Below are 26,487 nucleotides of genomic sequence, written 5' to 3'. Positions count from 1 at the left end.
TAACTTATTTGTCATAAATCGCTTGAAACAACTATAATTTTTAAAATTTGAATTGACTAGTACGAGTTAAAAAGTTACATTATTATTGTGAACAAAAACGAACAAAAACGAACAATAACGAACATAAAAAGCTGCGATAATTTTTTATATGTTCATGTTGTATCGTTGGCGTTGATAATTGTAAATTACACATTTTAATTCAACCTAAGGGGGAAACACCATGAGCAACAAAGAAGAAAACATGATGATTGGTTTCACAATCGTTGCGATTGCAGGTGATGCACGTCGAGAAGTAATGGCAGCTTTAGCCGCTGCTAAAGAAAACGATTTTGAACAAGCACGTCAACACATTGTTGAAGCCAACAACTTTATCACAGAAGCACATAAGGAACAAACACAAATGTTAGCGAAAGAAGCAGCAGGAGAAGCATCTGATATTAGTTTTATCATGGTTCACGGTCAAGACCATTTGATGACTACAATGGCTTTGAGAGACGCAGCAAACTACATGATTGACTTATATGAACAACTCCGTGATTTAAAACACTAATAAGCAGGTGACAGCATGAATAAAATTATTAAAATGATTGAAAAAATGAAACCTTTCTTTGAAAAGATTGCATCTAACCCGTATTTAACTGCAATCCGTGATGGTTTCGTAGCTTTAATGCCAGTCGTTTTATTCTCATCTTTATTTATCTTGGTAGCTTATGTACCAAACGTATGGGGATTCCACTGGCCTAAAAATATTGAAGACATCATCATGAAAGTTTATAACTTCACGATGGGTATGTTAGCCGTCTTCATGGCAGGTACTGTAACTAAATCACTTACCGACAACAGAAACTTGAAATTACCTAAAACGAACCAAATCAACGTAATTTCAACTTTCGTAGCTGCTGAAGCTTCGTTATTAATCTTAGCAGTTAAACCAATCAAAGATGGTATCAGCATTGAATTATTAGGTACTAAAGGATTAATCGCAGCATTCTTAGTCGCATTCATCGTGCCGAACATCTATAAATTCTGTATTGGTAGAAACATCACAATCAAAATGCCTCCGCAAGTTCCAGGTAACATCGCGCAAGCATTTAAAGACATGATCCCATTCGCACTTTCAGTAACATTCTTCTGGATCGTTGATATTGTCGTTCGTGCATTATCACACGGTAACACAGCAGAATTGGTAACTACATTGTTATCTCCATTATTCAGAGCAGCAAACGGTTACTTAGGATTCGCGATTATCTTTGGTTTCATGGCATTCTTCTGGTTTATCGGGGTTCACGGTCCTTCAGTAGTTGGTCCGGCAGTAATCGCGATTATGTACAACAACCAAGTAGAAAACTTACGTTTATTCAGAGCGGGTGAACATGCGCATTACGCATTAACTCAATCAACACAAGACTTCGTAGCATTAATTGGTGGTACAGGTGCAACTTTATTAGTACCTTATATCTTCATTTTCCTATGTAAGTCCCCTGAATTAAAAGCGGTGGGTAAAGCTTCGGTTATCCCGACTACATTCGCCGTTAACGAACCATTATTATTTGGTGCACCGATCATCTTGAACCCAGTGTTCATGGTTCCATTCATTATCACACCAATTTTAAACTCTTGGATTTTAAAATTCTTCGTAGATAATCTTGGAATGAACGGATTTATGCACTTCTTACCATGGCCAACACCAGGTCCAATCGGTATCTATATGGCGTCTAACTTCTCAGTATTATCATTATTATTAATCGCCATTATCTTAGTATTAGACTTTACAATTTGGTTCCCGTTCATCAAAGCTTATGACAAATTAAAACTTGATGAAGAACATGAAATTGAATTACAAAAAGCTGCAGCTGCTACAGCTGGCGGCGGAACTGCTGCACCAATTGAAGTTGAAGAAAACACTCCAGACTTCAATTCTCGTGAACATACAAACGTATTAGTTGTATGTGCCGGCGGTGGTACAAGCGGTATCTTAGCAAACAGCTTAAACAAATATGCGAAAGAAAATGACATTCCGTTAGAAGCAACAGCGCGTGCTTACGGTCAAGATATGGACTTAATCAAAGATATGGACATCGTAATCTTAGCACCACAAATGGATGCGATGAAAGATGAAATGAGAAAATATACTGATCAATATGGTGCTGTATTAGTACCAACAACTGGTAAACAATACATTGGCTTAACTCGTGATGGAGAAGGCGCAATGAAATTGATTTTCGAAAAAATCAACGAAAAATAAGCAATAATTTAATGTAAGACACACACTTAGCCCCTTGTCGCATTTACACACGACATCTTAAGTATCTACACAAGCGGCAAGGGGCTCCATTTGTGTGTGATGTAACTAGTAATATTGAAGATATTAATTAACTAAAAAGGAGACAATTTAATGAGTAAATTACCTAAAGACTTTGTATTAGGTGCTGCAACTGCTGCATATCAAGTTGAAGGTTCAAGTACTGTAGATGGTAAAGGTCGTGTATTATGGGATGGTTTCTTAGAAAAACAAGGACGTTTTTCTCCAGACCCAGCAAGTGACTTTTACAATCGTTATGAAGAAGATATCAAATTAGCTTCAGAATATGGTATCAAAGCAATCCGTATTTCAATTGCTTGGTCACGTATTATTCCTGATGGTACAGGTGAAGTAAACGAAAAAGGTTTGACATATTATCGCAAAGTATTCGAAACTTGCCATAAATATGGAATCGAACCTTTTGTTACACTTCACCACTTTGATACTCCAGAAACTTTATTTGAAAAAGGTGACTGGTTAAACAAAGATCAAATCGATGCATTCGAACGTTATGCTGAACTTGTATTTGACGAATATCATGATGTTGTTAAATACTGGATCACAATCAACGAACCAATCGCGTATGTTCAAGGACAATATATTACAGGTGCTTTCCCTCCTGGTGAACAGTACAACACTTTAAAATGTTTACAAGCACAACATAACCAAATCGCTGCACATAGCCGCATTGTAAACTTATTTAAATCAAAAGGTTATGAAGGTGAAATTGGTTTAGTTCACGCATTAACACAATTCTACAGCATCGATGATCAACCATTAAACCAAATCGCTGCTTACAAACATGATATCTTTATGAATGGTTTCATGTTAGACGGAACATTCCTAGGTTACTATACTCCAGCTAAATTAACTGTAGTAAGAGAAATCTTAGGTGAAGAATTCGAACAATTAGATATTCGCGAAGAAGAACTAGAAGAAATACGTAAAGCTGCACCACAACTTGACTTCTTAGGTATTAACTATTACCAAAGTAACTGGATCAAATACCATAATGAAGAAAGCTATATTCACCATAATGGTACAGGCGATAAAGGAACTTCTGTCTTCCGTGTTAAAGGTATCGGAGAAGTTGTTAAAAATGAAGCAATCCCTACAAATGACTGGGATTGGTACATTTATCCAGAAGGTCTATATGACATGATGGAACGTATTAAAAACGACTATCCTAACTACAAAAAAATCTATGTTACTGAAAACGGCCTAGGCTACAAAGATGTACTTGAAGATAACGGTGAAGTACATGATGACGAACGTATTGACTATGTAAGACAACATATTGAAGCAATCGAACGTGCATACGCAGACGGTATCAACGTTAAAGGTTACTTCATCTGGTCACTACAAGATATGTTCAGCTGGTCAAACGGCTACAATAAACGTTATGGTTTATTCTATATCGATTTCGAAACTCAAAAACGTTATGTTAAAGACAGTGCGAAATGGTATAAACAATTATCAGACGACATTTATGGAAAGTAAATAAGTAAGGCAAAACCCCTCAGAATTTTCTGAGGGGTTTTGTTATATAAGTTGGTATAGAATATATGTTTGAAAGTTATTGCTTCGTATCTTTAAACTGCAGAATACGTTGACCAATTTGGTCTCTGACCTTTTGGAAAACAGACCAATCTTTGCCGGCAGGATCTTCAAAGCCCCAATGTACTTTTTTAACATGATTAGGGACGACAGGGCAATGTGCCTCCGCATGATCGCATAACGTCACAACGAGTTTGGCTTTGTTTAATAAATCAATATCGATTTTATCAGAGGTTTGATCGCTGATATCAATGTTAACTTCTTGCATCGCTTTAACCGCATGAGGGTTCACACCATGTGCTTCAATCCCTCCAGACATAACAGTCCAGTTGTCTCCAAGTATCACTTTTCCGAAACCTTCTGCCATTTGGCTGCGACATGCATTGCCTGTACAAATAAAGTAAATAATAGGTTTATCCATATGTGTTCCTCTTTTCTAATTAAGTAGTAGTGAGAGATATAGACCGATAAGTGTGATGAATAGGACAGGTAATGTCACAATCACACCTGTTTTAAAGTAAACACCCCATGAGATTTTGACGCCTTTTTGGGCTAGAACATGTAACCAAAGTAATGTTGCGAGCGAACCGATAGGGGTCATTTTCGGCCCTAAATCAGAACCGATCACATTCGCATAAATTAAACCTTCTTTGATGATACCTGAGGCATGTGCTTGATTAATCGCAATCGCATCAATCATGACAGTTGGCATATTGTTCATAATTGCGGATAAGACAGCTGATAAGAAGCCCATGCCCATAATACCGCTCAATAAACCATGTTGTGAGAAGTTGTCTATGATGTTTCCTAACAACGCAGTAATGCCTACATTTTTAAGTCCGAAGACAACTAAATACATACCAAGTGAAAATAAGACAATGTTCCAAGGTGCGCCTTTAATAACTTGTTTTGTGTGTACAGCTTTAGAGCCTTTTGCGAGTACTAAGAAAGCTAACGCAACTACGCCTGCGATGAATGATACAGGAATATTTAATGACTCGCTGATGACATAACCTATGAGTAATACTGAAAGCACAATCCAAGCTATTTTAAATAACTTATCATCTTTAATCGCACTACGGGGTGACTTGAATGTTGTATCATCGAAATGTGTTGGGATTGCTTTCTTAAAATATAGATAAAGCACGATAATACTGGCTACAAGCGCAAAAAGGTTAGGGAGCATCATATGTTTCATATACTCAACAAAACCAATATTAAAGTAGTCAGCAGAGACAATATTGACTAGGTTGCTAACGACCAAGGGTAGGGAAGTCGCATCCGCAATAAAACCACTTGCGATAATGAATGGAAAAATTACACGTTGATTAAAGTTCAAATGTCGCACCATCGCAAGAACGATAGGCGTTAATATTAATGCTGCACCATCATTGGCAAAAAGTGCCGCAACCACAGCACCTAATAACATGATATAAACAAACATCTTAATCCCGTTACCTTGTGATGCTTTTACCATGTGTAAAGCTGCCCATTCAAAGAAACCAATCTCATCTAAGATTAAAGAAATAATGATTAATGCGATGAATGTGAGTGTCGCATTCCATACAATCTGTGTCACTATACCGACATCGCTTAATGTGACAACACCAGTGATCAAGGCAAGCACAGCACCTACAAGCGCTGTAATGCCAATATCCAGCCCTTTAGGCTGCCATATCACAAAAATTAAGGTAAGTATAAAAATCGTAATGGCTAGAAAAGTCAAAGTCGTTCTACTCCTTTATGAATGTTGTGACATGCACAACTAGGTTGAGATGTACCTATATCATGGAGTTGATCTAAGAGAGAAGTATAGGTTTCTGTATTCAAATGATAGTAATGTTTATTACCATCTTGGCGTTTATTAACTAAATGATTGTCCATTAAAGCTTTCATATGATGACTTAGGGTAGGTTGTGTTACTTGAAAGTAGGTCAATAAATCATTAGCACATAATTCACCACAAGACAGTAAATTGAGTATTTCTAAGCGAATAGGGCTCGATATCGCTTTTAAGTATGTAGATAATGTTTGATAGTCCATTAAATCATCCTTTCTTTAATAGAGTACCAACTATATAGATAACTATCTATATAGAAAACATAAAAAAACCTAGCAACTTTTGGTTGCTAGGCAAGATAGTGATTCGATTTATTATTTAACTGGGTTAGCAGTTTCATCTAATACTTTGTTTAAGCTTTCGATGTTAGCTTTACCTTCAGTACGGAACCATTCTACAACAGCGTCTTCGCCTTCTGAGAAGTGGTCAGTAGCACCTCTCCAAGTAGCACGGCCACATAACACACCATTGAATGTAGAACCAGATTCTTTAGCGAAGTATAAAGTTTTTTGGAATAAGTCTGCAGATACACCTGCGCTTAAGTAGATGTAAGGTAAGTTAGTTGAAGCAGCTTGTTCTTTGAATGCTTGAGCAGCTTCTTCTTTAGTGAATAATGCTTTTTCACCGAAACCTTCAACATAGTTCATGTTTACTGGAACTTCTACTTTTAATACGTCTACGTTAAAACGAGGTTCAGAGTATTTTTTCATTGCTTCGTTTACTTTGTGTGCTTTTACTTTCGCATATTCTTCAGAACCGCTGTCTGCGTTGTTAGCGTCATAAGAAACGATTTCTAAGAATAATGGTAAACCTTCAGCTACACATTCAGCACCAACACGTTCAACGAAAGCTTCTTTTTGATCGTTGATTGCTTTGTCTTCGTCGATGTCAACATAAACTAATAATTTAACAGCATCTGCGCCAGCTTCTTTTAAACGTTTAACAGACCATACATTTAATAAGTCAGGTAAACGTCCTGGTTCTGAAGCATCGTAACCAGTTTTTTCATAAGCTAATAATAAACCAGTATTTTTAGCACGAACTTTAGTTGCTGGAAGACCATATTCAGGGTCTAATAAGATACTTGAAGCGTATGGTGTTAACTCTTCAGATACATGTACTTTGAATTGTTCTAAATCTTCTGTTTTAGCATCTTCACCTAATAAGCGTTTTAAAGCGCCACGTTGGTCGATTGCTAATGCAGCGATGTAGTTTTTGTCGTTTAATAAAGGTTTAATTGATTTTGTCATGATGAATGCTCCACCTTTTCAATAGTTATTTGATTACTGAATTTCTCAAAGTTATTTAAGTCAATGTGGCCAGTTCGTGCTTCTAATGCATTGGAAATACCAGCAGCCATAGCGTATGTTGCTGATTCTTGGATAGAAGCGTCTTTAGAGATGCCATAGCTGAAACCAGCTAAACTGCTATCTCCAGAACCTACTGGGTTAATCGCAACGACTTTAGGAATATCAACGTTATAGACTTGTGCTTCATGACGTAGTAATGCACCATTTTTACCTAAAGATAATAAGATATATGGAATATGCGCTAAGCTTTCGTCTAATAATTGATTGGCTAAGTCGATGTTGTCTGAATTAGTAATTGCTTTGATCTCTTCATCATTTGGTTTGATTAAGAGAGGAGGGCAATGTTTTGAATGATTAACAGTATAGTTTAATACTTGTCCTGAAGTATCTAAACAAACTGGTACATTCTGTTCATTTGCGACTTCTAACAATTTGACGTAATAGTCTTCAGGGAAGCCTTTAGGTAAGCTGCCTGAAATCGTAATTAAGTCAAAGTTAGAGATAATCGAATTGAAGTGTTCTAAGAAGCGGATTTGAATTTCTTCTGGTTGCAATGCACCGCTTTCTAGAATTTCAGTTTGACTATTTTCGCTTGTAACGGCGATACATAAACGAGTTGAAGCTGGAGAAACAGTGAAATCATGTTGGATTTTTGTTTCATCTAAGTTGTTTGTTAACCACTCGCCGAATTTACCGCCGATAATTCCTGTACATGTAACATCAATTCCTAGTTCACTCGCAACACGTGCTACGTTGATGCCTTTACCGCCAGCTGATTTGTAATCTTCGGTTGCACGTTGAACTGAATTGATTTCGAAGTGTTCTAATGGGTAATTGATATCAATTGCAGGATTTAATGTAACGGTTAATAGTTTGAATGTCATTAGTCGTGATATTCTCCGTTATTCCATTTAGTTAAGAAATCATCGAACATATCTGGAGTGTAATGAACATCTTCAGGTTTTAAAGTTTCATCCATTGCTTTGATGATCGCTTCTTTTTCTGGAGTTGGTTCATATTCTGTTTCTGCAAATGTATCAACGATGTTTTTGATTAAGTCAACACCTGTAACCATACCGCCAGCTGCGATGACATTACAGTTGTATTCGCTTCTTGCTAAACGTGCACTTGTTGCATCACGAACTAATGCAACACGAGTTCCAGGTACTTTAGTTGCACTTGCACTGATACCTACACCAGTACCACATAATGCAACACCAAAGTCTACTTCACCTGTAGCAACTAAATGACCGATACGTGTACCGTAGATAGGGTAGTGTGTACGTACATAGTCATAAGTACCGACATCAATAACTTCATGTCCGTTATTTTTTAAATAAGTAGCAACTTCTGCTTTAATATTTGTAACAATATGGTCACAACCAATAGCAATTTTCATAATTTAATATCCTCCTATTAACATAAAGAATTCAACATATCTACTCTGATTTGGTGTCGTCCAGCGTCGTAGCCTGCTTTTAAGAATGCTTTTACGCAGTTTAATGCGTTTAATTTACCTACAACTTCGCTACCTAATACGATAACGTTTGTATTATTGTGTCTATGAGTCATTTTTGCTGATTGCTCATCTGAAACCGTTGCTGCAATAATATTTTTTTGTTTGTTCGCAAAGTTGAAAGGTGCAATACCGTATTTGTCGATGACAATGGCTTTAGTACCTTCGTGTTCTTGGACATATTTAGTAACCTCAAGTGTAATTTCAGCAATGTTAGTTGCTTTACTGTTTACTGATAAGTCCTCGATTTCGTACTCAGCATCTGCTAAAGATTCTAAAATGAAATCTTTTAATTCTTTTGACTGTGAATCACTATGAATAACAATAGACATAATAAATCCTCCTGTTCGAAAATGTTTGATTTTGTTCTTATCTAGAATATACACTTCAAGGGGTAATTTGTCAATTTGATAGATTGTAAAAAATAAGTAAATCTATTGATAAAAGGGAATTTATAAGAAGATAAGAGGGGATATTTCAATAATTAGACAAAAAGAAAACGCACACGTTTCGTGTGCGTTAATGTTCGTATTAAATTATAAGATATCAGTATAGTTTTGATAATTCTCTCTGATTGTTTGCGAAATATCGTTATCAGTAATAATCGCATCTAAATGATCGATTTGATAGAAAACTGAAAAAGCACGTGTATTGAATTTTGAACTGTCCGAAACAAGATATTTCTTCGAAGATTGGTTCAAAATAATTTCATTGGCTTTTCCTTCTTCTTCATTCGCAGTTGTCGCATCATTATCGCTGATACCATTGACGCCAATAAATGCTTTATCAATATGTAATGACTCCAGCATTGTATTTGCGAGACGTCCGATAAATGAACCTGTTTTCTTTCGATAACGACCACCGATTAAAACAATATCCATATGTTCTAAGCCTTCATATTGTTCAAAAATATACAGTGAATTGGTAATGATATGTAAACGCATATCTTTTATGAAAGGGAAGATGGCTTCATTTGTTGTACCTGAGCCAATAAATACCGTATCTTCATTTTGAATCAGTCGGCTGGCTTTTTCAGCAATCATACGTTTTTTATCACTATTCAGCTGTTGTTTTTCTTCATTTGCAAGCTCGTTATAAAAGGTATGAGGTAAGACAGCTCCGCCGTGAACACGTACAAGCAAGGCTTTATGTTCAAGCTCTTTTAAATCACGTCGGATAGTCATTGCAGCCACGTCCATATCATTAGATAAATAACTGACGCTGACGCTTCCGTTTTCTTTTAAGATGGATAGTATTTTTTGATGTCGCGCTTCTTTTAAATTCATTATATTTCACAACCTGTATATTTTTTCGATTTCGTCATTATTATAGCATAATAATTTATTGGGAATGTACCATATTTGGTTTTATTTTGCATATGAGAGTGCCTCAAAGAACAGCTGTTTAAAGCGAGTTTTGTCTACTGCTAAAACAACGTTTACTGACTTTTCTTGAGCATTGTAATTCACAACAGTAGCACCGCGTGTGTAAGTGCCGTTTAATTCAATCGCAACTGCTGCATCTGCAGTTTTAAAGTGTTCTGGATGCAATAGGTAAAGCATGGTATAAGCATCATATACAGCAATGCCTGTATCGAATTCATCGCCGTGGTAATGATTAAACATATGATACAACATATGGGTAGTTTGATTAATAGATTTCAACTCGTTGATTGCAGTACTTGATAAACTAGCACCTCTTGCTACATCAAGTCCAACCATTGTGATAGGGAGACCTGCTTTAAAGACAATATCTGCAGCTTCAGGATCACAGTAGATATTAAATTCAGCAGCAGGTGTAACATTGCCGCGTCCAGCACTGCCACCCATTAAAACAATCGCTTTGATATTAGATTTAACTTCTGGATACGTTTTAAAAAGCAAAGCGATATTTGTTAGAGGACCAATTGGCACAAGTGTAATGGGCTCATCAGATTCTAGAATAGTTTCTCGCATAGCTTCTATAGCTCGATTAGAGGCAAGTAATTCTGGTGAGGGTTCTGGAAGTTCATAACCACCCATACCTGTTTCACCATGTACGTGAGAAGCATCAATCGGTGCATTGATTAAAGGTGCAGCTGCACCACGATGTACTGGAACATCGCTTTCAAAGAATGCTTTGAGTTGTAGGGCGTTTCGTGTAGTTTTATCTATATTGACATTACCATGTACGGTAGTAATCATCTTCACATCAATCTCAGGATGATTCAGCGCAATACTAATAGCTGCTGCGTCATCAATACCTGGATCAGTATCTATGATAATAGGGGTTGTCATATCTCTTTCTTCCTCCTTTTAAAAATAAAATAAGCTACTTATATATTTTATAATCCTTCTGCAAAATAGTCTAAAATTATGTATAAAAAAACTGGCAGGGGAGAAACCCCAGCCAGTTTTTTGTGCATCATATAAATACTGATATTACATATGAGCACTGTGTCCGCCGACCATAACCCAATAAGAACCGATAATAGTAATTAGGGTAATGATAATGGCGAAGATAACTTTGAATAATTGTGTGCGTCCATCTTTACCTTCAGTTAAATGCATGAACATTAATAATTGAAGGGCAGCTTGGATGAAAGCAAATCCAAAGATAATTGTAATCTTAGCGTTAAGTGCTAAAGATGTGTAAATCGTCACGTATACTGCTAATAGTGTCAAGACAATTGAGGCAATAAAGCCAACTGTATGTTTTGCTATTGTATTCATCCGCTATACACCATCCCTATCAAGTATACTGCAGTAAAGATGAAGACCCAAACAACATCTAAGAAGTGCCAGTATAAACTTACGATAAATAATTTTGGCGCATTGTCTTTATTAAGTCCACGCATTGCTACTTGGATTAATAGACAAATCACCCAACCGATACCCAACGAAACGTGGACACCGTGTGTTCCTAACAAGATGAAGAAACTTGACCAGTAAGAACCGATTTGTGGTGTTACACCTTGGTGTGCATAGTGTGCGAACTCGTAAATTTCTAAACCTACGAATAAGATACCAAGCAATAATGTGATAATCATCCAGATCATCATTAGTTTTTGCTTTTCTTTTCTCATGTAATAAATTGAAATACCACATGTATATGAACTGATTAATAACGCAAATGTCATTAATAATACTAAAGGCATTTCGAATAAATCAGTTGTTAACTTACCAGCGTAATCACCGCCGTGTTGCATGATAAGCAACGTCGCAAATAGTGTACCGAATAAAGAGAATTCAGCTGTTAGGAAGATCCAGAAGCCAAACTTGTTCAAATTACCTTCATGCGATTGCGCATCAATTGTTTTTGTATCATGCATGACTTTCAGCCTCCCGTTCTTTTTCACGAGCTTCACGAAGTTTTGCTTCAGTAGCAGCTACTTCAGAAGCTGGGATATAGTAACCATGGTCGACTTGGAAACTTCTGTAAATCATTGTACCTAATGTACCGATTAAGCAGATAATCGCTGGTACGATAGTTTCGAATGTTAAGAAGAAGCAACCAACAGTTAAGAAGATAGCCATGAAGAAACCAACTGGTGTGTTGTTCGGCATGTGGATATCTTTATAATTATGGTTGTCTAAGTAATGACGACCTTGTTTTTTCATATCTACAAATGTGTCTAAATCATCCCAGTCTGGAGTGATTGCGAAGTTGTACACTGGTGGAATTGATGAAGCTGTACTCCACTCAAGTGAACGTCCGATACCCCATGAGTCGCCTGAAGCGATACGTGGTGATTTAAGGTGACTGTAAACAATGTTAGCTACTAAGAATAAGAAGCCGATTGACATTAATAGTGCACCGATTGTAGAAATTACGTTTAACATGAACCAACCATCTGATGGCATGTAAGTGTATAAACGACGTGGCATACCGTCTAAACCAAGAATGAATTGTGGCATGAAACATACGTTGAATCCGATTACGAATAACCAGAAGAACGGAATGTTCAAGCGTTCATTCAATTTGTAACCCATCATCTTAGGATACCAGAAGATAAGTGCTGCTAAACAAGCGAACACAACACCACAAACTAATGTGTAGTGGAAGTGGGCTACTAAGAAGTACGTATTATGGTACTGATAGTCTGTTGAAGCCATTGCTAACATTACCCCTGTTACCCCACCGATTGTGAACGTTGGGATGAACGCTAATGAGAATAGCATTGGCGATTCGAAAGAAATTCGACCTTGGTATAGCGTAGCTAACCAGTTGAATATTTTAACACCGGTAGGCACAGCGATTAACATTGTTGAGATTGAGAAGAATGAGTTGATTAAAGGACCATTACCCATAGTGAAGAAATGGTGAACCCATACTAAGAAACTCAAGAATGCGATTGCTGATGTTGCCCAGATCATACTCTTATGACCGAATAAGTGTTTACGTGCGAACGTTGAAATAACGTCTGAGAAAATACCGAATGCTGGAAGGACAACGATGTAAACCTCAGGGTGCCCCCAAACCCAGAAGAAGTTAGCCCAAAGCATTGGCATACCACCATTAGCAACTGTGAAGAATTGAGTACCGAAGATACGGTCAATTGTCATCAATGCTAATGTAACTGTGAATACAGGGAATACTAGGATAATGATCAATGCTGTAACGAAAGTTGTTACTGTGAACATTGGCATTTCCATAAATTTCATAGTTGGTGTTTTCATTCGTAAAATTGTTACGAAGAAGTTAATACCTGTCATTAATGTACCGATACCTGAAAGCTGAATAGCTAATAGGTAGTAGTTAACACCAGGACCTGGACTGAACTCACCAGCAAGTGGTGCATAGTTTGTCCAACCTGCAGCAGGTGAACCACCAATGATGAATGACATGTTGAATAGTAACATTGCTCCGAAGAATAACCAGAAGCTAATGTTGTTCATTACAGGGAATGCAACGTCGCGTGCACCAATTTGTAAAGGTACAACTACGTTCCATAAACCGAAAATGAATGGCATTGCCATGAAGATGATCATGATAACACCGTGTGTTGTAAAGATTTCGTTATAGTGGTTTGATTCCAAGAACGGGTTGTTCGGAATTGTTAATTGCGTACGAATTAAAATTGCATCAATACCACCACGGACGAACATTAATACAGCACAAATCAGATACATTAATCCGATTTTCTTGTGGTCAATTGTTGTAAACCACTCTCTGTAAAGATATTTCCATAACTTAAAGTACGTGATTACTGCGATTACCCCGATAACTAGGAATGGCGCACCAATTTGTGCCATTGTGATCATCCAGTTACCTTGAACGAGTAATTCATGCCATGGGAAATTCATTAATGTTCACCTCCATGATTTTTCTTGTTAAGCTCTTCAGCTTTTTCATCTTTAGCGCCTTTTTGAGCTTTTTCCATTTCGTCCATATTATGAGATTCTTCTTTCTTGAATTCATTATTATATGGTTTGTCGTTAGGTAAGATCATAGCATCCATACCGTGTCTCTTATACATAGCGTTTGTAATTTGAGATTTACGAGCAGGATATTTTGAATCTGGTTTGCTTAATACGCCTTCAGTTACATCATAGAAGTTTGGATCTTTTGGAGTGTAATGGAAACGTTTATAAGCGTAGAAGATGTATTCAGGGTCAGCAGCTGGATCTACGAAGTCCATGTGAGTACCACTGAATGTCAACTCTTCATTCTTAGTTGTAGGTAGTAATTGTTTATCGAAAGTATCTTGAGAAAGTTTAGGTTCTTTCTTAGCTTTTTCTACCCATTTGTTGAATTCTGAGTTGCTTACTGCATGTACTGGGAATGTTTGACGAGCGAAACCTTCACCATTGAAGTTTGAGTTACGTCCACGGAACGTACCTTCTTGGTCAGCTTCTAATGTCCATTCCATTGTCATTGCAGTCATTGCATATTTTTGACCGCCAAGTTGTGGAATCCAGAAACTTGTCATTGTATCCATAGATTGCAACTTGAATACAATCGGACGATCTTTTGGAATCGTAATGTGATTCACTGTTTCAATTTTTTGCTCTGGATAAGCAAAGAACCATTTGAAACCTGCGCTTGTTGCATAAACGACGACAGGGTCTTTGTCTTTTGCAGGCGGTGCATCGTACTCATAAAGTGTTTTGACTGTTGGAATAGCCAAAGCAAGTAAGATGATAAATGGTACGGTGAACCAAATAGTTTCTAATAAAGCACTGTGATGTACTTTACCTGATTGTGTTGTATTTGTGTATCGGTATTTGTAAGCAAATACAGCGAATAGAATAAATACAACCGCAACAATAACAAGCATAAAGATGATTGAATAAATGATCAGCCATTTTAAACTGCTTGCCATTGGCCCTTTTGGGTTAAGTACTTCCATATGTTCACAACCACTGAGTAAAATTAGTGAGCCGAACAATAGAAGCAAAGACTTAATTTTTGACACTTTATTGACCTCCTAATACTACAATTGTAGGGCTTAACAATAATTTTAGTTTATTATGCAATATTTACAAGTGGGTATCCGCAACTTTTTTACATAAAAATAAAGAAAGCCTTACAGACACTAGGCCTGACGGGCTTTCACAGATTTGTTAAATTTATGTGTCCATTTTGTGAATACTGACAAAAATGACAGAAAGCACAAAAAAGGGCGCTGTAGTTGAGAATGCTTATCAATTAAGGGGTTGGAAGCGCTAGCGCCAAAAAACAAAATAATTATTTTTAAATAGATTTTATCGACAAGTTACTTGACTTCTATGTAGCGTTCAGAAATATCTTTCGCTCCATCTGAATCAATGACTTGATATTCGACTTTGTATTTACCAATTTTATTTGTATCGACATGACCATTGACGATAATCTGATCAGTCAAATCTCCGTCTTCTTTATCATAAGCGCTGATTCCATTCAGTAAGTTGTAATTTTCGCCTTTTTGAATAATCTCATCTTCAACACCTTTAAGCTTTGGTACAGAGTTATCTGTAGCTTCAGCGTTTAAATTGGGTGTTACTAATGTAGCAGACACACCAAGTGCTGAAAGTGACTGTAATAGTTTGTTCATTGTTTAGACCTCCGTATTCAATGGCTAATCATTAAAGCGTCATATTAATCAGTTCAATCACGAATATTTGCGATTGAACTTTGTATTAGGTTCAATATACCGTGTTTATTTCTTTATTACATCCTACTACGGACCTAATCTTTATCACAAGACTAATTTTACAGAATAATTATGAAAATCAGATTAAAATAACGTTAAGTTTTCTCAGTTGTCAAATATTTACTGAGAAAAAAGCGGAAATATTTAGAAACATTATATAGGAAAGAAGTTAAAGGGGGATTTATGCTAAATAATAATGGGGGTCATACTTTATTTCATTACTAACATGGGATTTTGAGTCCCGCACATGTAAGAAGAATGCTTTAAATAAAAATCATTATAATACGTTTTAAGTTTGTCATATTGTTTATACTTAATTGTGAAAAGAATATGAAGAAATATGAAATAAAATTGTCTATTATGTGAACTAGGTTCTTAATTGTTTTAATTTCGTCATATTCGTATTATGATGAAATTGAGTCGAAGAGGGAGTGAAGTTAAATGTTATCTGAAAAAGATATGGATATTATTAAACAAACAGTACCAGTTCTTCAAGAAAAAGGTGTGGAAATTACGTCATTCTTCTACAATAGAATGTTCAATGAACACCCAGAGTTACGCAACATGTTCAACCAAACTAACCAGAAAAAAGGTTTGCAATCCACAGCCTTAGCTCAAACAGTCTTAGCTGCAGCAGCAAACATTGAACAGTTAGGTGCAATTATGCCTGTAGTTAAAGAGATTGCTTACAAACACGTTGCATTACAAGTACCTGAATCAGGTTACAAAATTGTTGGTGAAAATTTAATCGCAGCAATTATGCACGTTTTAGATTTAAAAGAAGAAGATCCAGTGATTCAAGCTTGGATTAACGCATACTGGGAAATTGCAGATGTATTCATTCAAGTAGAGAAAGACATGTATGCTGAAATGTTATGGGATGGTTTCCAACCATTCACAGTTACAAACATTGAAAATGTCGCTTCAGATATTAAAGCATTTACAGTTTCATCAGATAAATATGATTTACGCAACTTTGAAGCAGGTCAATATATTACAGTTGATGTTTCAAGTGATAAATTACCATACAGAGCAAAACGTCACTATTCAATCGTTGGCGGAGACGAAGATACGTTAACATTCGCAGTTAAACGTGATGTTTCTGAAGACAGTGAAGGTGAAGTTTCAACTATCTTGCATGACGAAGTGAAAGTTGGAGATGATATCAACTTAACTGCGCCAGTAGGTGCATTCAGATTGCATAACACTGACAAAAACCAGTTATTCTTAGCATCAGGTATTGGTGTAACACCATTAGTGTCAATGTATGAAAAAGCAATTGAAGTCGGTGTACCGAACATTCAATTCATTCACAATACAACTGATATTAATGATGTACCATTCTCACAACGTTTATCTAACGATGCAGCAGAAAATGATAATGTGACTTATGAAATCCATGATCGCAAATCAAATGGCTACATCACTCAAGAAGATTTAAAACAATATGTTACAGAAGATACAGAAGTTTATGTATGTGGCGGTATTTCATTCTTGAAATCAATCGTCAATGAATTATATGAATTAGGTTTAGACAAATCACAAATTCATTTCGAAACATTCATTCCACGTTTAAGCGTAGACGTTTAATTTTTACTGAAATAATAATCTGAATGATAGAGAAGGAGCTGTTCATTCCGAATTTTCGGAAGGGACAGCTCCTTTTTGTTTGGTTCATGAATCGAGCATAAAAAGTGTTCACACGTCTTGAATATTGATATGATGATAAGAAAAGAAGGGGGACATATTCATGGATAAAACAGTTAAATTATTAAAGGACTTAACAGACGTGAACGGAATTGCCGGTCACGAATACAAAGTAAAACAACTGATGAAAGATTATTTGAAACCTGTTTCAGATGAACTGGTTGAAGATAATTTAGGTGGCATCTTCGGAAAGAAAAAAGCAGAGAAAGGTTCAAAAACTTTAATGCTTGCCGGTCATTTAGATGAAGTTGGATTTATGGTGACTAAAATCGACGACAAAGGTTATTTGAAATTCACACCTGTCGGTGGTTGGTGGAACCAAGTAATGTTATCTCAAAAAGTAACTGTAACAACAGATGATGACAAAGAGATCAGAGGGATCATCGGTTCTAAACCTCCACATGTCTTAACGCCTGAACAACGTAAAACACCAATTGATATCAAGGATATGTTTATTGATGTAGGTGTAGCTTCAAAAGAAGAAGCTGAAAAACTTGGTATTGATATCGGTGACATGGTAACACCATACTCTGAGTTCGAAGTATTAGGTGATGAGAACTACTTAACAGCAAAAGCGTTTGATAATCGCTTCGGCTGTGCACTTGCTGTAGATACTTTAAACAATCTAAAAGACGACGCAATCAATGTTAACTTAGTATCAGGTGCAACTGTTCAAGAAGAAGTTGGTTTACGTGGTGCGAAAGTTGCGGCGAATAAAATCAAACCAGATTTAGCTATTGCGGTGGATGTCGGCATTGCTTATGATACACCAGGAATGGGCGGCGGTGATCATGAAGCTGAACTTGGCAAAGGACCATTAGTCGTACTTATGGACGCGACAGCAATCGGTCATTCTGGATTTAGAAAGCACGTGAAAAAAGTAGCACAAGACAAAGGTATTGAAATCCAATGGGATACAACGCCAGGCGGCGGCACAGATGCAGGCAGTATCCATTTAGCACATGAAGGTATTCCTTCAATCGTTGTGGGTGTTCCGCTTCGTTACATGCATTCAAATGTTTCTGTTATGCATAAACAAGACTACTTGAACGCTGTACAATTAGTGACAGAAATCGCTAAATCACTAGACGACGAAACAATCGAACAAATTATTTGGTAAACCATTTTTCAATCGTCTATTTCACGTAAATGATTATAAATAAAAAAGAGCGGTCGGTACTTGCTTCAACATGAAAGCAAGCCGACCGCTCTTTTCTTTAGGTACCCCTCAATGTACCTTTACTGAAAAGTTAAGATTTTATTTATCTAAACCTCTACGCATTTTTTCAGCTAATAACGTATTGTTTAACACCATTGTAATTGTCATTGGGCCAACGCCGCCTGGAACTGGTGTGATTGCGCCAGCAATTTCTTTTACTTCATCATATTCAACGTCACCTTTTAGTTTGCCATTTTCATCTGGTGTGTTACCCACATCAATGACAACTGCGCCTTCTTTAACGTCGTCTTTTGTGACTAAACCTGGACGACCTACAGCGCTGACAATAACGTCTGCACTTTTAAGATGTTTGCTCATGTCTTTTGAACGAGAGTGTAAGATAGTCACTGTCGCATTTTGTTGTAATAATAGTTTTGAAACAGGTTGTCCAACGATATGAGAACGTCCAATAACAACTGCTTCTTTACCTTCTAAATCAATATCCGCATTTTTCAATAATTCCATAATACCTAGTGGTGTACAAGGTACGAATGTTTGTTCATCAATATACAATTTACCGATGTTTGCTGGGTTGAAACCGTCAACGTCTTTTGCTGGGTTGATAGTTTCTAGAACTTTTTGTTCGCTGACTTGTTTTGGAAGAGGTACTTGAACCAAGATACCGCTGACAGAGTCATCGTTGTTTAAACGTTCTAATTCATTTAATACTTCTTCTTCTGAAGCTGTTTCTTCTAAATGAACAATTTCAGAAATCATGCCGATTTTTTCAGCAGCTTTCTTTTTTGATCTTACATAGCTCATGCTTGCGCCATCGTTACCTACAAGAATAACTGATAGTTTCGGCGTATAGCCCTCTTTTTTCAACGCTTCAACTTGATCTTGCAATCCTTGACGATAATCTTTAGCAATTTGTTTGCCATCTAAAATTTTTGCAACCATGTGTAAATTCCTCCTAATAATTTTTCGAACTTTCATTAGTGTTTTGAAGTGTAATACAACTATTTTACATGAAAATCCGGAATTTTAATTGAATTTTCATGAGAAAGTTCGATTTTTGATTGAAAAAGCATGACTTGATTTGTTATGCTATATCTGTAATATACAACTTACTAGATTAAAATTTCAAATAATTGAAAGGGTGTTCAATTTGAAAGTGGCAGTTATTATGGGCAGCTCATCTGACTGGGATATGATGTCAGAAAGTTGTCAGATGTTAGATCAATTTGGAATCCCGTACGATAAGAAAGTCGTTTCAGCACATCGTACACCAAAACTGATGTTTGATTTTGCGACAGAAGCAAGATTGAACGGTTATGACGTTATTATTGCAGGGGCAGGCGGTGCAGCACACTTGCCTGGTATGGTTGCTTCAATGACGACATTACCAGTTATCGGCGTTCCGATTGAATCTAAGAGTTTGAAAGGTTTAGATTCATTACTTTCAATCGTCCAAATGCCTGGCGGAATTCCAGTTGCAACTACTGCAATTGGTAAAGCAGGTGCGAAAAATGCTGGAATCCTTGCAGCGAGAATCTTAAGTATTCAAAGCGATGAAGTGAAAGAGAAATTAGAAGCTTATCAGCAATCACTAGTAGATAAAGTAGGAGAGATGCAAAGTGAACTTCAGTAAATTAAAGTTTGGATCAACTGTCGGTATTATTGGCGGCGGACAACTTGGCAAAATGATGGCACAATCTGCTCAAAAAATGGGCTTTAGAGTCATCGTCTTAGATCCAGACAAAGAAGCACCGTGTCAATATGTAGCACATGAATTTATTAATGCAGCTTATGATGACCTAGATGCATTAAGACAACTTGGTGAAGCTTCTGATGTTGTAACATATGAATTTGAAAACATTGCTGCAGATCAATTAGAAACACTCACAAAAGAATTTAATGTTCCTCAAGGCTATCAAGCCATCCATTTATTACAAGACCGTTTAACTGAAAAACAAACATTAGAATCAGCAGGTACGAAAATCGTTCCGTATGCACAAATCACAAATGCTGAAGATTTAGAGCATGCTGTTGAAAAATTAGGTTATCCATTTATGGTGAAAACACGTTTCGGCGGTTATGACGGTAAAGGTCAAGTGCTAGTACGTTCAGAAGAAGATTTAGCAGAGGCTGAATCATTAATCAAAGTACAAGAATGTGTAGCAGAAAAATTCTTAGACCTTTATAAAGAAGTGTCATTAACTGTGACAATTGGAAATGGCGGCCAAATCGTTTATTTCCCATTACAAGAAAACGAACATCGTCACCAAATTTTATTTAAAACAATCGTACCCGCACGTTCTGATAAAGAAGCAGAAGCACGTGCAGAAGTAGATAAAATTAAAGAAAAAGTGCATTTTGTGGGTACATTTACAGTAGAATTCTTTATTGATAAAGATAACAACTTATATGTAAACGAAATTGCACCAAGACCTCACAATTCTGGTCATTATTCTATTGAAGCTTGTGACTTCTCACAATTTGATACACACATCTTAGCGGTTACGGGTCAAAAATTACCAGAACGCATTGAAATTTTAAAACCAGCTGTCATGATGAATTTGCTTGGTAAGGATTTAGATTTACTTGAAGATGAATTCGGCGATCATCCTGAATGGCATGTTCATATTTATGGCAAAGCATCTAGAAAACCAGCACGAAAAATGGGTCACATGACAGTTTTAACTGATGACATTGATAAAACTGAACAAGACATGTTGGCAACCTTTAGAGGAGGAGCAAAATAATGTCATTATTATACGAAGGTAAAGCAAAACGAATTTTCTCAACAGATGAAGACGGCGTATTACGCGTGGAATACAAAGATGAAGTGACTGCCGGCAATGGTGCGAAAAAAGACCATATTGACGGTAAAGGCCGCTTAAATAATAAAATCACTTCAATCTTGTTTGAACACCTTAAAGAAAAAGGCATCAAAAGCCACTTTATCAAACAAACGTCTGAGACTGAACAACTTGTTCAATCTGTAGAAATCATTCCGTTAGAAGTGGTCGTACGTAATATTGCGGCAGGTTCTATCACAAGACGCTTAGGTTTTGAAAAAGGACAAAAATTTGAAACACCACTTGTAGAATTCTTCTATAAAAATGATGCTTTAAATGACCCTTTAGTGACAGATGACCATGTAAGATTATTAAACATCGCAACAACTGAAGAAATTGCACAATTGAAAGAAATGGTATTAGGCGTTAATAAAGCGTTAGTTGAATTGCTTGATAGTATCAACCTACGTTTGATTGACTTCAAAGTAGAATTCGGCCGTACAAAAGATGGTCAAATTCTTTTAGCAGATGAAATTTCACCAGATACTTGCCGTATTTGGGAAAAAGACAGTGACACTAATTTTGACAAAGACGTATACCGTGAAGACCGCGGTTCAATTATCGAGACTTATCAAACTTTCTTAAATAAACTGGAGGATCTTAAATAATGAAAACTATCGAATTGCACATCACATTACAACCACAGGTATTAGATACACAAGGACAAGCACTTAACCGTGCCGTACATGACTTAGGCTATAACCAAGTGAATGATATCCGTGTAGGTAAATTACTTTACATGACAGTGGACGAAGCAACAGATGAAGCGGTTCATAATATCGTTACAACTTTAAGTGAAAAATTATTTGCGAACACAGTCATTGAAGAGTACAGCTATAAAGTAGTTGACGAAAAGGAGAATGCATAATGAAATTCGCAGTACTTGTATTCCCTGGATCAAACTGTGACAGAGATATGTTGAACGCAGCTTTGAAAACAGGCGTAGACGCAGAGTATGTTGATTATCGTGAGACATCATTAGAAGGATTTGATGGGGTGTTAATCCCTGGCGGTTTCTCATTTGGTGACTACTTACGTTCAGGTGCGATGGCGAGTGTTGCACCAGTTATCAAAGAAGTGAAACGTTTTGCAGATGAAGGCAAACCAGTATTAGGTGTATGTAATGGATTTCAAATCTTAACAGAAATCGGTTTATTACCAGGTGCGTTATTACACAACAGTTCACATTTATTTGTGAGCCGTAACGAATCATTAGAAGTTGTAAATAACAACACACCATTCACAAAAGCATATGCTGAAGGTGAAACAGTAGTATACCCAGTAGCTCATGGTGAAGGCAGCTACTACTGTACAAAAGATATGTACAAAGAATTAGAAGATAATAATCAAATTATCTTGAAATATAAAGATAATCCAAATGGTTCTTACCACGATATTGCTGGTATTGTTAACGAAAAAGGTAATGTGTGCGGCATGATGCCTCACCCAGAACGTGCATTAGAATCAATTTTAGGAACAGACGATGGCGTGAAATTATTTGAGTCAATGGTAAATAGTTGGAGGGAACAAAATGCCTAAGTTTATTGAACCAAGTATCGAAGAAATTAAATCAGAACATTTATACCGTGATATGGGATTAACAGACGCTGAATATGATAAAGTTGTCGAAATTTTAGGTCGTCAACCAAACTTTACTGAAATTGGTATTTTCTCTGTAATGTGGAGTGAACACTGCTCATACAAACACTCAAAACCATTCTTGAAACAATTCCCTACAACAGGCGAACATGTCTTAATGGGACCTGGTGAAGGTGCTGGTGTTGTAGATATCGGTGATAACCAAGCGGTTGTATTCAAAGTTGAATCACATAACCACCCATCTGCGATTGAACCTTACCAAGGTGCAGCAACAGGTGTCGGCGGTATTATTCGTGACATCGTATCAATCGGTGCACGTCCAATCAACTTATTAAACAGCTTACGTTTCGGTGAATTAGATGAAATCCAAAACCGTACATTATTACGTGGTGTTGTAGCAGGTATCGGCGGATACGGTAACTGTATCGGTATCCCAACTACAGCAGGTGAAATCGAATTCGATGAACGCTATGATGGTAACCCATTAGTTAACGCAATGTGCGTAGGTATCATTGATCACGATAAAATCCAAAAAGGTACAGCTAAAGGTGTCGGCAACTCAGTTATCTACGTTGGTTTAAAAACAGGCCGTGACGGTATCCATGGTGCAACTTTCGCATCTGAAGAATTAAGTGAAGAAAGTGAAAGCAAACGTCCATCAGTACAAATCGGTGACCCATTTGTAGGTAAAAAATTGATGGAAGCAACACTTGAAGCAATCACTTACCCAGAATTAGTCGGTATCCAAGATATGGGTGCAGCTGGTTTAACATCATCTTCTTCAGAAATGGCAGCTAAAGGCGGCAGTGGTTTACACATGCAATTAGAAAAAGTACCTGTACGTGAAGAAGGAATCTCTCCATACGAAATGATGCTTTCTGAAACACAAGAACGTATGTTGCTTGTTGTTGAAAAAGGTACGGAACAAAAATTCTTAGACTTATTTGACAGACGTGAATTAGATAGTGCTGTTATCGGTGAAGTTACGGATACAGATCGTTTCGTATTAACTTATGATGATGAAGTTTATGCAGACATCCCAGTACAACCATTAGCAGATGAATCACCTGTATATATTTTAGAAGGTGAAGCAAAAGAATATAACACATCTAAAAACGACTACAGCAATGTAGATGTTAAAGATGTATTCCATAAATTATTAGCACATCCGACAATTGCGTCAAAACGTTATTTATACGAACAATATGACCAACAAGTTGGTGCAAACACAGTTGTTAAATCTGGTTTACAAGCATCTGTAGTACGTGTTGAAGGTACAAACAAAGCAATCGCTTCTACAATCGATGGCGAAGCACGTTATGTATTCAACCAACCATACGAAGGCGGTAAAATGGTCGTTGCTGAAGCATACCGCAACTTAATTGCTGTAGGTGCAACACCATTAGCAATGACAGACTGCTTAAACTACGGTTCACCAGAGAAAAAAGAAATCTATCAACAATTAACTGATTCTACAAAAGGTATGGCAGAAGCATGTGAAGTTCTGAAAACACCAGTTGTTTCAGGTAACGTTTCACTTTATAACGAAACAAAAGGTACTTCTATCTTCCCAACACCTGTAGTAGGTATGGTCGGCTTAATTGAAGACATCGATTACTTAAATGATTTCCACCCACATGCAGGCGATAAATTGTATGTTGTTGGTGAAACACGCGATGACTTCGGCGGCAGCCAAATCGAAAAATTATTATACGGTAAAGTCAACCATGAATCAGAAGCACTTGACTTATCAAATGAAGTTGAAAAAGGCGAACAAATCAAAGAAGCAATCAGAAGCGGCAAAGCGTCTCATGTACAAACTGTCGGTAAAGGCGGCTTATTGATTTCGTTAGCTCGAATCAGTGCACACTACGGTTTAGGTGTAGATGCAACATTAGACGTGACTGATGCACAATTATTCAGTGAATCACAAGGTCGTTACATTGTTGCAGTTAAAGCAGGACAATCATTAGATATTCCTAATGCACAAGAAATCGGAACTATCACTGAGGATGACAAGTTCAAAGTTACAAACGGTCAAACAACTGTAGAAGAAAACGTGTCGACGTTAAACGAAATTTGGGAAGGAGCAATTCCTCAATGTATGACATCCGCGGATTAAACGAAGAATGTGGAGTCTTTGGAATTTGGAATCACCCCCATGCAGCAACTTTAACTTACATGGCGTTGCATAGTCTGCAACACCGTGGTCAAGAAGGTGCTGGGATCGTGTGCTCAAACGGCGAATCGCTGTTTGGGGCACGCGGCATGGGTTTATTAACTGAAGCTATTTCAGACGCGCAATTAGAATCTTTACAAGGATTCCAACATGCGATTGGACATGTACGCTATGCGACAACAGGTGCCAGTGAAATCGCCAATGTTCAACCTTTCTTGTTCAAGCATTCAAAAGGTGATTTAGGACTTGCGCATAATGGTAACTTAACGAATGCTGTTCAAATTCGTAAGGCTTTAGAATCTGAAGGCAGCGTCTTCCAAACAACAAGTGATTCAGAAGTATTAGCGCATTTATTAATCAGAGGCAAATCTCCAAGCATTAAATCAAACCAAAAAGCAGCATTGAATCAAGTTAAAGGTGCATTCAGCTGTGTCATGCTGAATACTAATCAACTTGCTGCGGTTAGAGATAACAATGGTGTACGTCCACTCATGTTAGGTGAAGTAGATGGTGCGTATTGTGTCGCAAGTGAAACATGTGCGTTCCAAGCAATCGGTGCAACATATATTCGTGACATCGAACCGGGTGAATTAATTACATTCAGCGGTGACCATGACATAGATTATGATACGTACACGAACCAAATTCACCATAATATGTGTTCAATGGAATATGTATACTTTGCACGTCCAGATTCAGAGTTCCATAAACACTCTATCTATAATGTGCGTAAAGCTTTAGGTAAGAAGTTAGCAAGTGAGATGGGTATTGACGCTGATATTGTTATCGGTGTACCAGATTCATCTTTACAAGCAGCAAAAGGCTTCTCTGAATACTCAGGTATTCCAAACGAACAAGGTTTATTGAAAAACCGTTATATCGGCCGTACGTTTATCACACCAGACCAAAGCGTTCGTGAAAAACAAGTACGTATGAAACATGCGCCGATCAGAGACGTCATTGAAGGCAAACGTGTCGTTGTCATTGATGACTCTATTGTGCGTGGTACGACAAGTAAATACATTGTGAAAGCATTAAAATCTGCTGGTGCGAAAGAAGTGCATATGGGTATTTCATCACCACCATTAGTCGATCCATGTTATTACGGTATCGATGTGTCTACACATGCAGAATTAATGGCAGCACAACATAGTGTCGATGAAATCAAAGACATGATTGGTGCAGACTCACTTACGTATTTATCTGTAGAAGGCATGCATGAAGTGTTTAAAGAATTTGACTCAAAAGGCGAGTGTGACGCTTGTTTTACAGGCAATTATCCAATTGAAATTGTAGATCATCAATTACCAGAAGTTAAAGAACTGAAAAGAAGAGGAGTGTAA

At 37.0% G+C, this 26,487-nt stretch carries 27 protein-coding genes; 12 read left to right on the top strand and 15 right to left on the bottom strand.

Annotation, left to right across the window (positions count from 1 at the left end; genetic code table 11):
- The first annotated feature begins 220 nt into the window (after positions 1 to 220).
- The 3 genes from KRR19_RS01175 to lacG all read left to right on the top strand — a co-directional run bounded on the left by KRR19_RS01175 (position 221) and on the right by lacG (position 3,802).
- On the top strand, positions 221 to 550 hold the full coding sequence (locus KRR19_RS01175) for a PTS lactose/cellobiose transporter subunit IIA (protein ID WP_002480473.1): 330 nt from the start codon (positions 221 to 223) through the stop codon (positions 548 to 550).
- Between the two features lie 15 nt (positions 551 to 565).
- The gene (locus KRR19_RS01170) at positions 566 to 2,245 is read left to right on the top strand and encodes a PTS lactose transporter subunit IIBC (protein WP_002480474.1); all 1,680 of its coding nucleotides are present in this window, start codon (positions 566 to 568) and stop codon (positions 2,243 to 2,245) included.
- A gap of 150 nt (positions 2,246 to 2,395) precedes the next feature.
- On the top strand, positions 2,396 to 3,802 hold the full coding sequence (lacG, locus tag KRR19_RS01165; RefSeq protein WP_002480475.1) for a 6-phospho-beta-galactosidase: 1,407 nt from the start codon (positions 2,396 to 2,398) through the stop codon (positions 3,800 to 3,802).
- Positions 3,803 to 3,878: 76 nt separating this feature from the next.
- Here lacG and arsC read toward each other — a convergent pair whose 3' ends face one another.
- The 14 genes from arsC to KRR19_RS01095 all read right to left on the bottom strand — a co-directional run bounded on the left by arsC (position 3,879) and on the right by KRR19_RS01095 (position 15,540).
- A complete protein-coding gene (arsC, locus tag KRR19_RS01160) occupies positions 3,879 to 4,280 on the bottom strand; it encodes an arsenate reductase (thioredoxin) (protein WP_156666481.1) in 402 nt (133 codons plus the stop codon).
- 15 nt (positions 4,281 to 4,295) lie between these two features.
- Entirely contained in the window at positions 4,296 to 5,585 is a 1,290-nt protein-coding gene (gene arsB, locus KRR19_RS01155) for an arsenite efflux transporter membrane subunit ArsB (protein ID WP_156666480.1), read from the bottom strand.
- Complete coding sequence (locus KRR19_RS01150; protein ID WP_002480478.1) at positions 5,582 to 5,902, bottom strand: ArsR/SmtB family transcription factor; 321 nt, start codon at positions 5,900 to 5,902, stop codon at positions 5,582 to 5,584. The genes arsB and KRR19_RS01150 overlap by 4 nt, the downstream gene beginning before the upstream one ends.
- 111 nt (positions 5,903 to 6,013) lie before the next feature.
- Positions 6,014 to 6,949 (bottom strand): tagatose-bisphosphate aldolase, encoded by a 936-nt coding sequence (gene lacD / locus KRR19_RS01145; protein ID WP_156666478.1) that lies wholly within the window; start codon positions 6,947 to 6,949, stop codon positions 6,014 to 6,016.
- A complete protein-coding gene (locus tag KRR19_RS01140; protein ID WP_002480480.1) occupies positions 6,946 to 7,893 on the bottom strand; it encodes a 1-phosphofructokinase family hexose kinase in 948 nt (315 codons plus the stop codon). The genes lacD and KRR19_RS01140 overlap by 4 nt, the downstream gene beginning before the upstream one ends.
- Positions 7,893 to 8,408 carry a galactose-6-phosphate isomerase subunit LacB gene (lacB, locus tag KRR19_RS01135; protein ID WP_002480481.1) on the bottom strand — a complete coding sequence of 172 codons (516 nt, stop codon included), beginning with the start codon at positions 8,406 to 8,408 and terminating at the stop codon, positions 7,893 to 7,895. Before lacB ends, KRR19_RS01140 begins: the two co-directional genes overlap by 1 nt.
- 17 nt (positions 8,409 to 8,425) lie before the next feature.
- The gene (locus KRR19_RS01130) at positions 8,426 to 8,857 is read right to left on the bottom strand and encodes an RpiB/LacA/LacB family sugar-phosphate isomerase (protein ID WP_002480482.1); all 432 of its coding nucleotides are present in this window, start codon (positions 8,855 to 8,857) and stop codon (positions 8,426 to 8,428) included.
- 204 nt (positions 8,858 to 9,061) lie between these two features.
- Positions 9,062 to 9,811, bottom strand: a complete 750-nt coding sequence (locus KRR19_RS01125; RefSeq protein WP_002480483.1) for a DeoR/GlpR family DNA-binding transcription regulator — start codon at positions 9,809 to 9,811, stop codon at positions 9,062 to 9,064.
- Positions 9,812 to 9,892: 81 nt separating this feature from the next.
- Positions 9,893 to 10,801, bottom strand: a complete 909-nt coding sequence (rihC, locus tag KRR19_RS01120) for a ribonucleoside hydrolase RihC (RefSeq protein ID WP_105978317.1) — start codon at positions 10,799 to 10,801, stop codon at positions 9,893 to 9,895.
- A 144-nt stretch (positions 10,802 to 10,945) separates the two neighbouring features.
- Positions 10,946 to 11,236, bottom strand: a complete 291-nt coding sequence (qoxD, locus tag KRR19_RS01115; protein WP_002480486.1) for a cytochrome aa3 quinol oxidase subunit IV — start codon at positions 11,234 to 11,236, stop codon at positions 10,946 to 10,948.
- Positions 11,233 to 11,835 (bottom strand): cytochrome aa3 quinol oxidase subunit III, encoded by a 603-nt coding sequence (gene qoxC / locus KRR19_RS01110; RefSeq protein ID WP_002480487.1) that lies wholly within the window; start codon positions 11,833 to 11,835, stop codon positions 11,233 to 11,235. The genes qoxD and qoxC overlap by 4 nt, the downstream gene beginning before the upstream one ends.
- On the bottom strand, positions 11,828 to 13,810 hold the full coding sequence (qoxB, locus tag KRR19_RS01105) for a cytochrome aa3 quinol oxidase subunit I (protein WP_002480488.1): 1,983 nt from the start codon (positions 13,808 to 13,810) through the stop codon (positions 11,828 to 11,830). Before qoxB ends, qoxC begins: the two co-directional genes overlap by 8 nt.
- Complete coding sequence (gene qoxA, locus KRR19_RS01100; protein WP_002480489.1) at positions 13,810 to 14,922, bottom strand: cytochrome aa3 quinol oxidase subunit II; 1,113 nt, start codon at positions 14,920 to 14,922, stop codon at positions 13,810 to 13,812. The genes qoxB and qoxA overlap by 1 nt, the downstream gene beginning before the upstream one ends.
- A gap of 300 nt (positions 14,923 to 15,222) precedes the next feature.
- The gene (locus KRR19_RS01095) at positions 15,223 to 15,540 is read right to left on the bottom strand and encodes a DUF5011 domain-containing protein (RefSeq protein ID WP_156666476.1); all 318 of its coding nucleotides are present in this window, start codon (positions 15,538 to 15,540) and stop codon (positions 15,223 to 15,225) included.
- A 540-nt stretch (positions 15,541 to 16,080) separates the two neighbouring features.
- On the opposite strand from KRR19_RS01095, the gene KRR19_RS01090 reads away from it, so the two are divergent.
- Together KRR19_RS01090 and KRR19_RS01085 are read left to right on the top strand one after the other, a co-directional pair.
- On the top strand, positions 16,081 to 17,229 hold the full coding sequence (locus tag KRR19_RS01090; RefSeq protein ID WP_156666475.1) for a globin domain-containing protein: 1,149 nt from the start codon (positions 16,081 to 16,083) through the stop codon (positions 17,227 to 17,229).
- A gap of 160 nt (positions 17,230 to 17,389) precedes the next feature.
- Complete coding sequence (locus tag KRR19_RS01085; protein ID WP_060803894.1) at positions 17,390 to 18,466, top strand: M42 family metallopeptidase; 1,077 nt, start codon at positions 17,390 to 17,392, stop codon at positions 18,464 to 18,466.
- Between the two features lie 138 nt (positions 18,467 to 18,604).
- Here the strand turns inward: KRR19_RS01085 and folD are convergent, their stop codons facing one another.
- Complete coding sequence (gene folD, locus KRR19_RS01080; protein ID WP_070626694.1) at positions 18,605 to 19,465, bottom strand: bifunctional methylenetetrahydrofolate dehydrogenase/methenyltetrahydrofolate cyclohydrolase FolD; 861 nt, start codon at positions 19,463 to 19,465, stop codon at positions 18,605 to 18,607.
- 208 nt (positions 19,466 to 19,673) lie between these two features.
- Between folD and purE the strand changes: the two genes are divergently transcribed.
- Genes purE through purF form a run of 7 tightly spaced genes read left to right on the top strand, consistent with a single transcriptional unit; the run spans position 19,674 to position 26,487 of the window.
- A complete protein-coding gene (gene purE, locus KRR19_RS01075; RefSeq protein ID WP_002480494.1) occupies positions 19,674 to 20,156 on the top strand; it encodes a 5-(carboxyamino)imidazole ribonucleotide mutase in 483 nt (160 codons plus the stop codon).
- The gene (purK, locus tag KRR19_RS01070; protein WP_002480495.1) at positions 20,143 to 21,270 is read left to right on the top strand and encodes a 5-(carboxyamino)imidazole ribonucleotide synthase; all 1,128 of its coding nucleotides are present in this window, start codon (positions 20,143 to 20,145) and stop codon (positions 21,268 to 21,270) included. Before purE ends, purK begins: the two co-directional genes overlap by 14 nt.
- A complete protein-coding gene (purC, locus tag KRR19_RS01065) occupies positions 21,270 to 21,974 on the top strand; it encodes a phosphoribosylaminoimidazolesuccinocarboxamide synthase (RefSeq protein ID WP_002480496.1) in 705 nt (234 codons plus the stop codon). Before purK ends, purC begins: the two co-directional genes overlap by 1 nt.
- Positions 21,974 to 22,234: a phosphoribosylformylglycinamidine synthase subunit PurS gene (gene purS, locus KRR19_RS01060; RefSeq protein ID WP_002480497.1), complete on the top strand. Its 261-nt coding sequence runs from the start codon at positions 21,974 to 21,976 to the stop codon at positions 22,232 to 22,234. The genes purC and purS overlap by 1 nt, the downstream gene beginning before the upstream one ends.
- Positions 22,234 to 22,905, top strand: coding sequence for a phosphoribosylformylglycinamidine synthase subunit PurQ (gene purQ / locus KRR19_RS01055; RefSeq protein WP_070626693.1), 672 nt, complete (start codon positions 22,234 to 22,236; stop codon positions 22,903 to 22,905). Before purS ends, purQ begins: the two co-directional genes overlap by 1 nt.
- Entirely contained in the window at positions 22,898 to 25,087 is a 2,190-nt protein-coding gene (gene purL, locus KRR19_RS01050) for a phosphoribosylformylglycinamidine synthase subunit PurL (protein ID WP_002480499.1), read from the top strand. Before purQ ends, purL begins: the two co-directional genes overlap by 8 nt.
- Positions 25,066 to 26,487: an amidophosphoribosyltransferase gene (purF, locus tag KRR19_RS01045; protein WP_002480500.1), complete on the top strand. Its 1,422-nt coding sequence runs from the start codon at positions 25,066 to 25,068 to the stop codon at positions 26,485 to 26,487. The genes purL and purF overlap by 22 nt, the downstream gene beginning before the upstream one ends.

It is taken from the genome of Staphylococcus sp. CWZ226, assembly GCF_018986355.1.
Lineage (GTDB): Bacteria > Bacillota > Bacilli > Staphylococcales > Staphylococcaceae > Staphylococcus > Staphylococcus simulans.
Note: the sequence above shows the minus strand (reverse complement) of the source record. Positions and strands in the feature narration are given on the sequence as shown.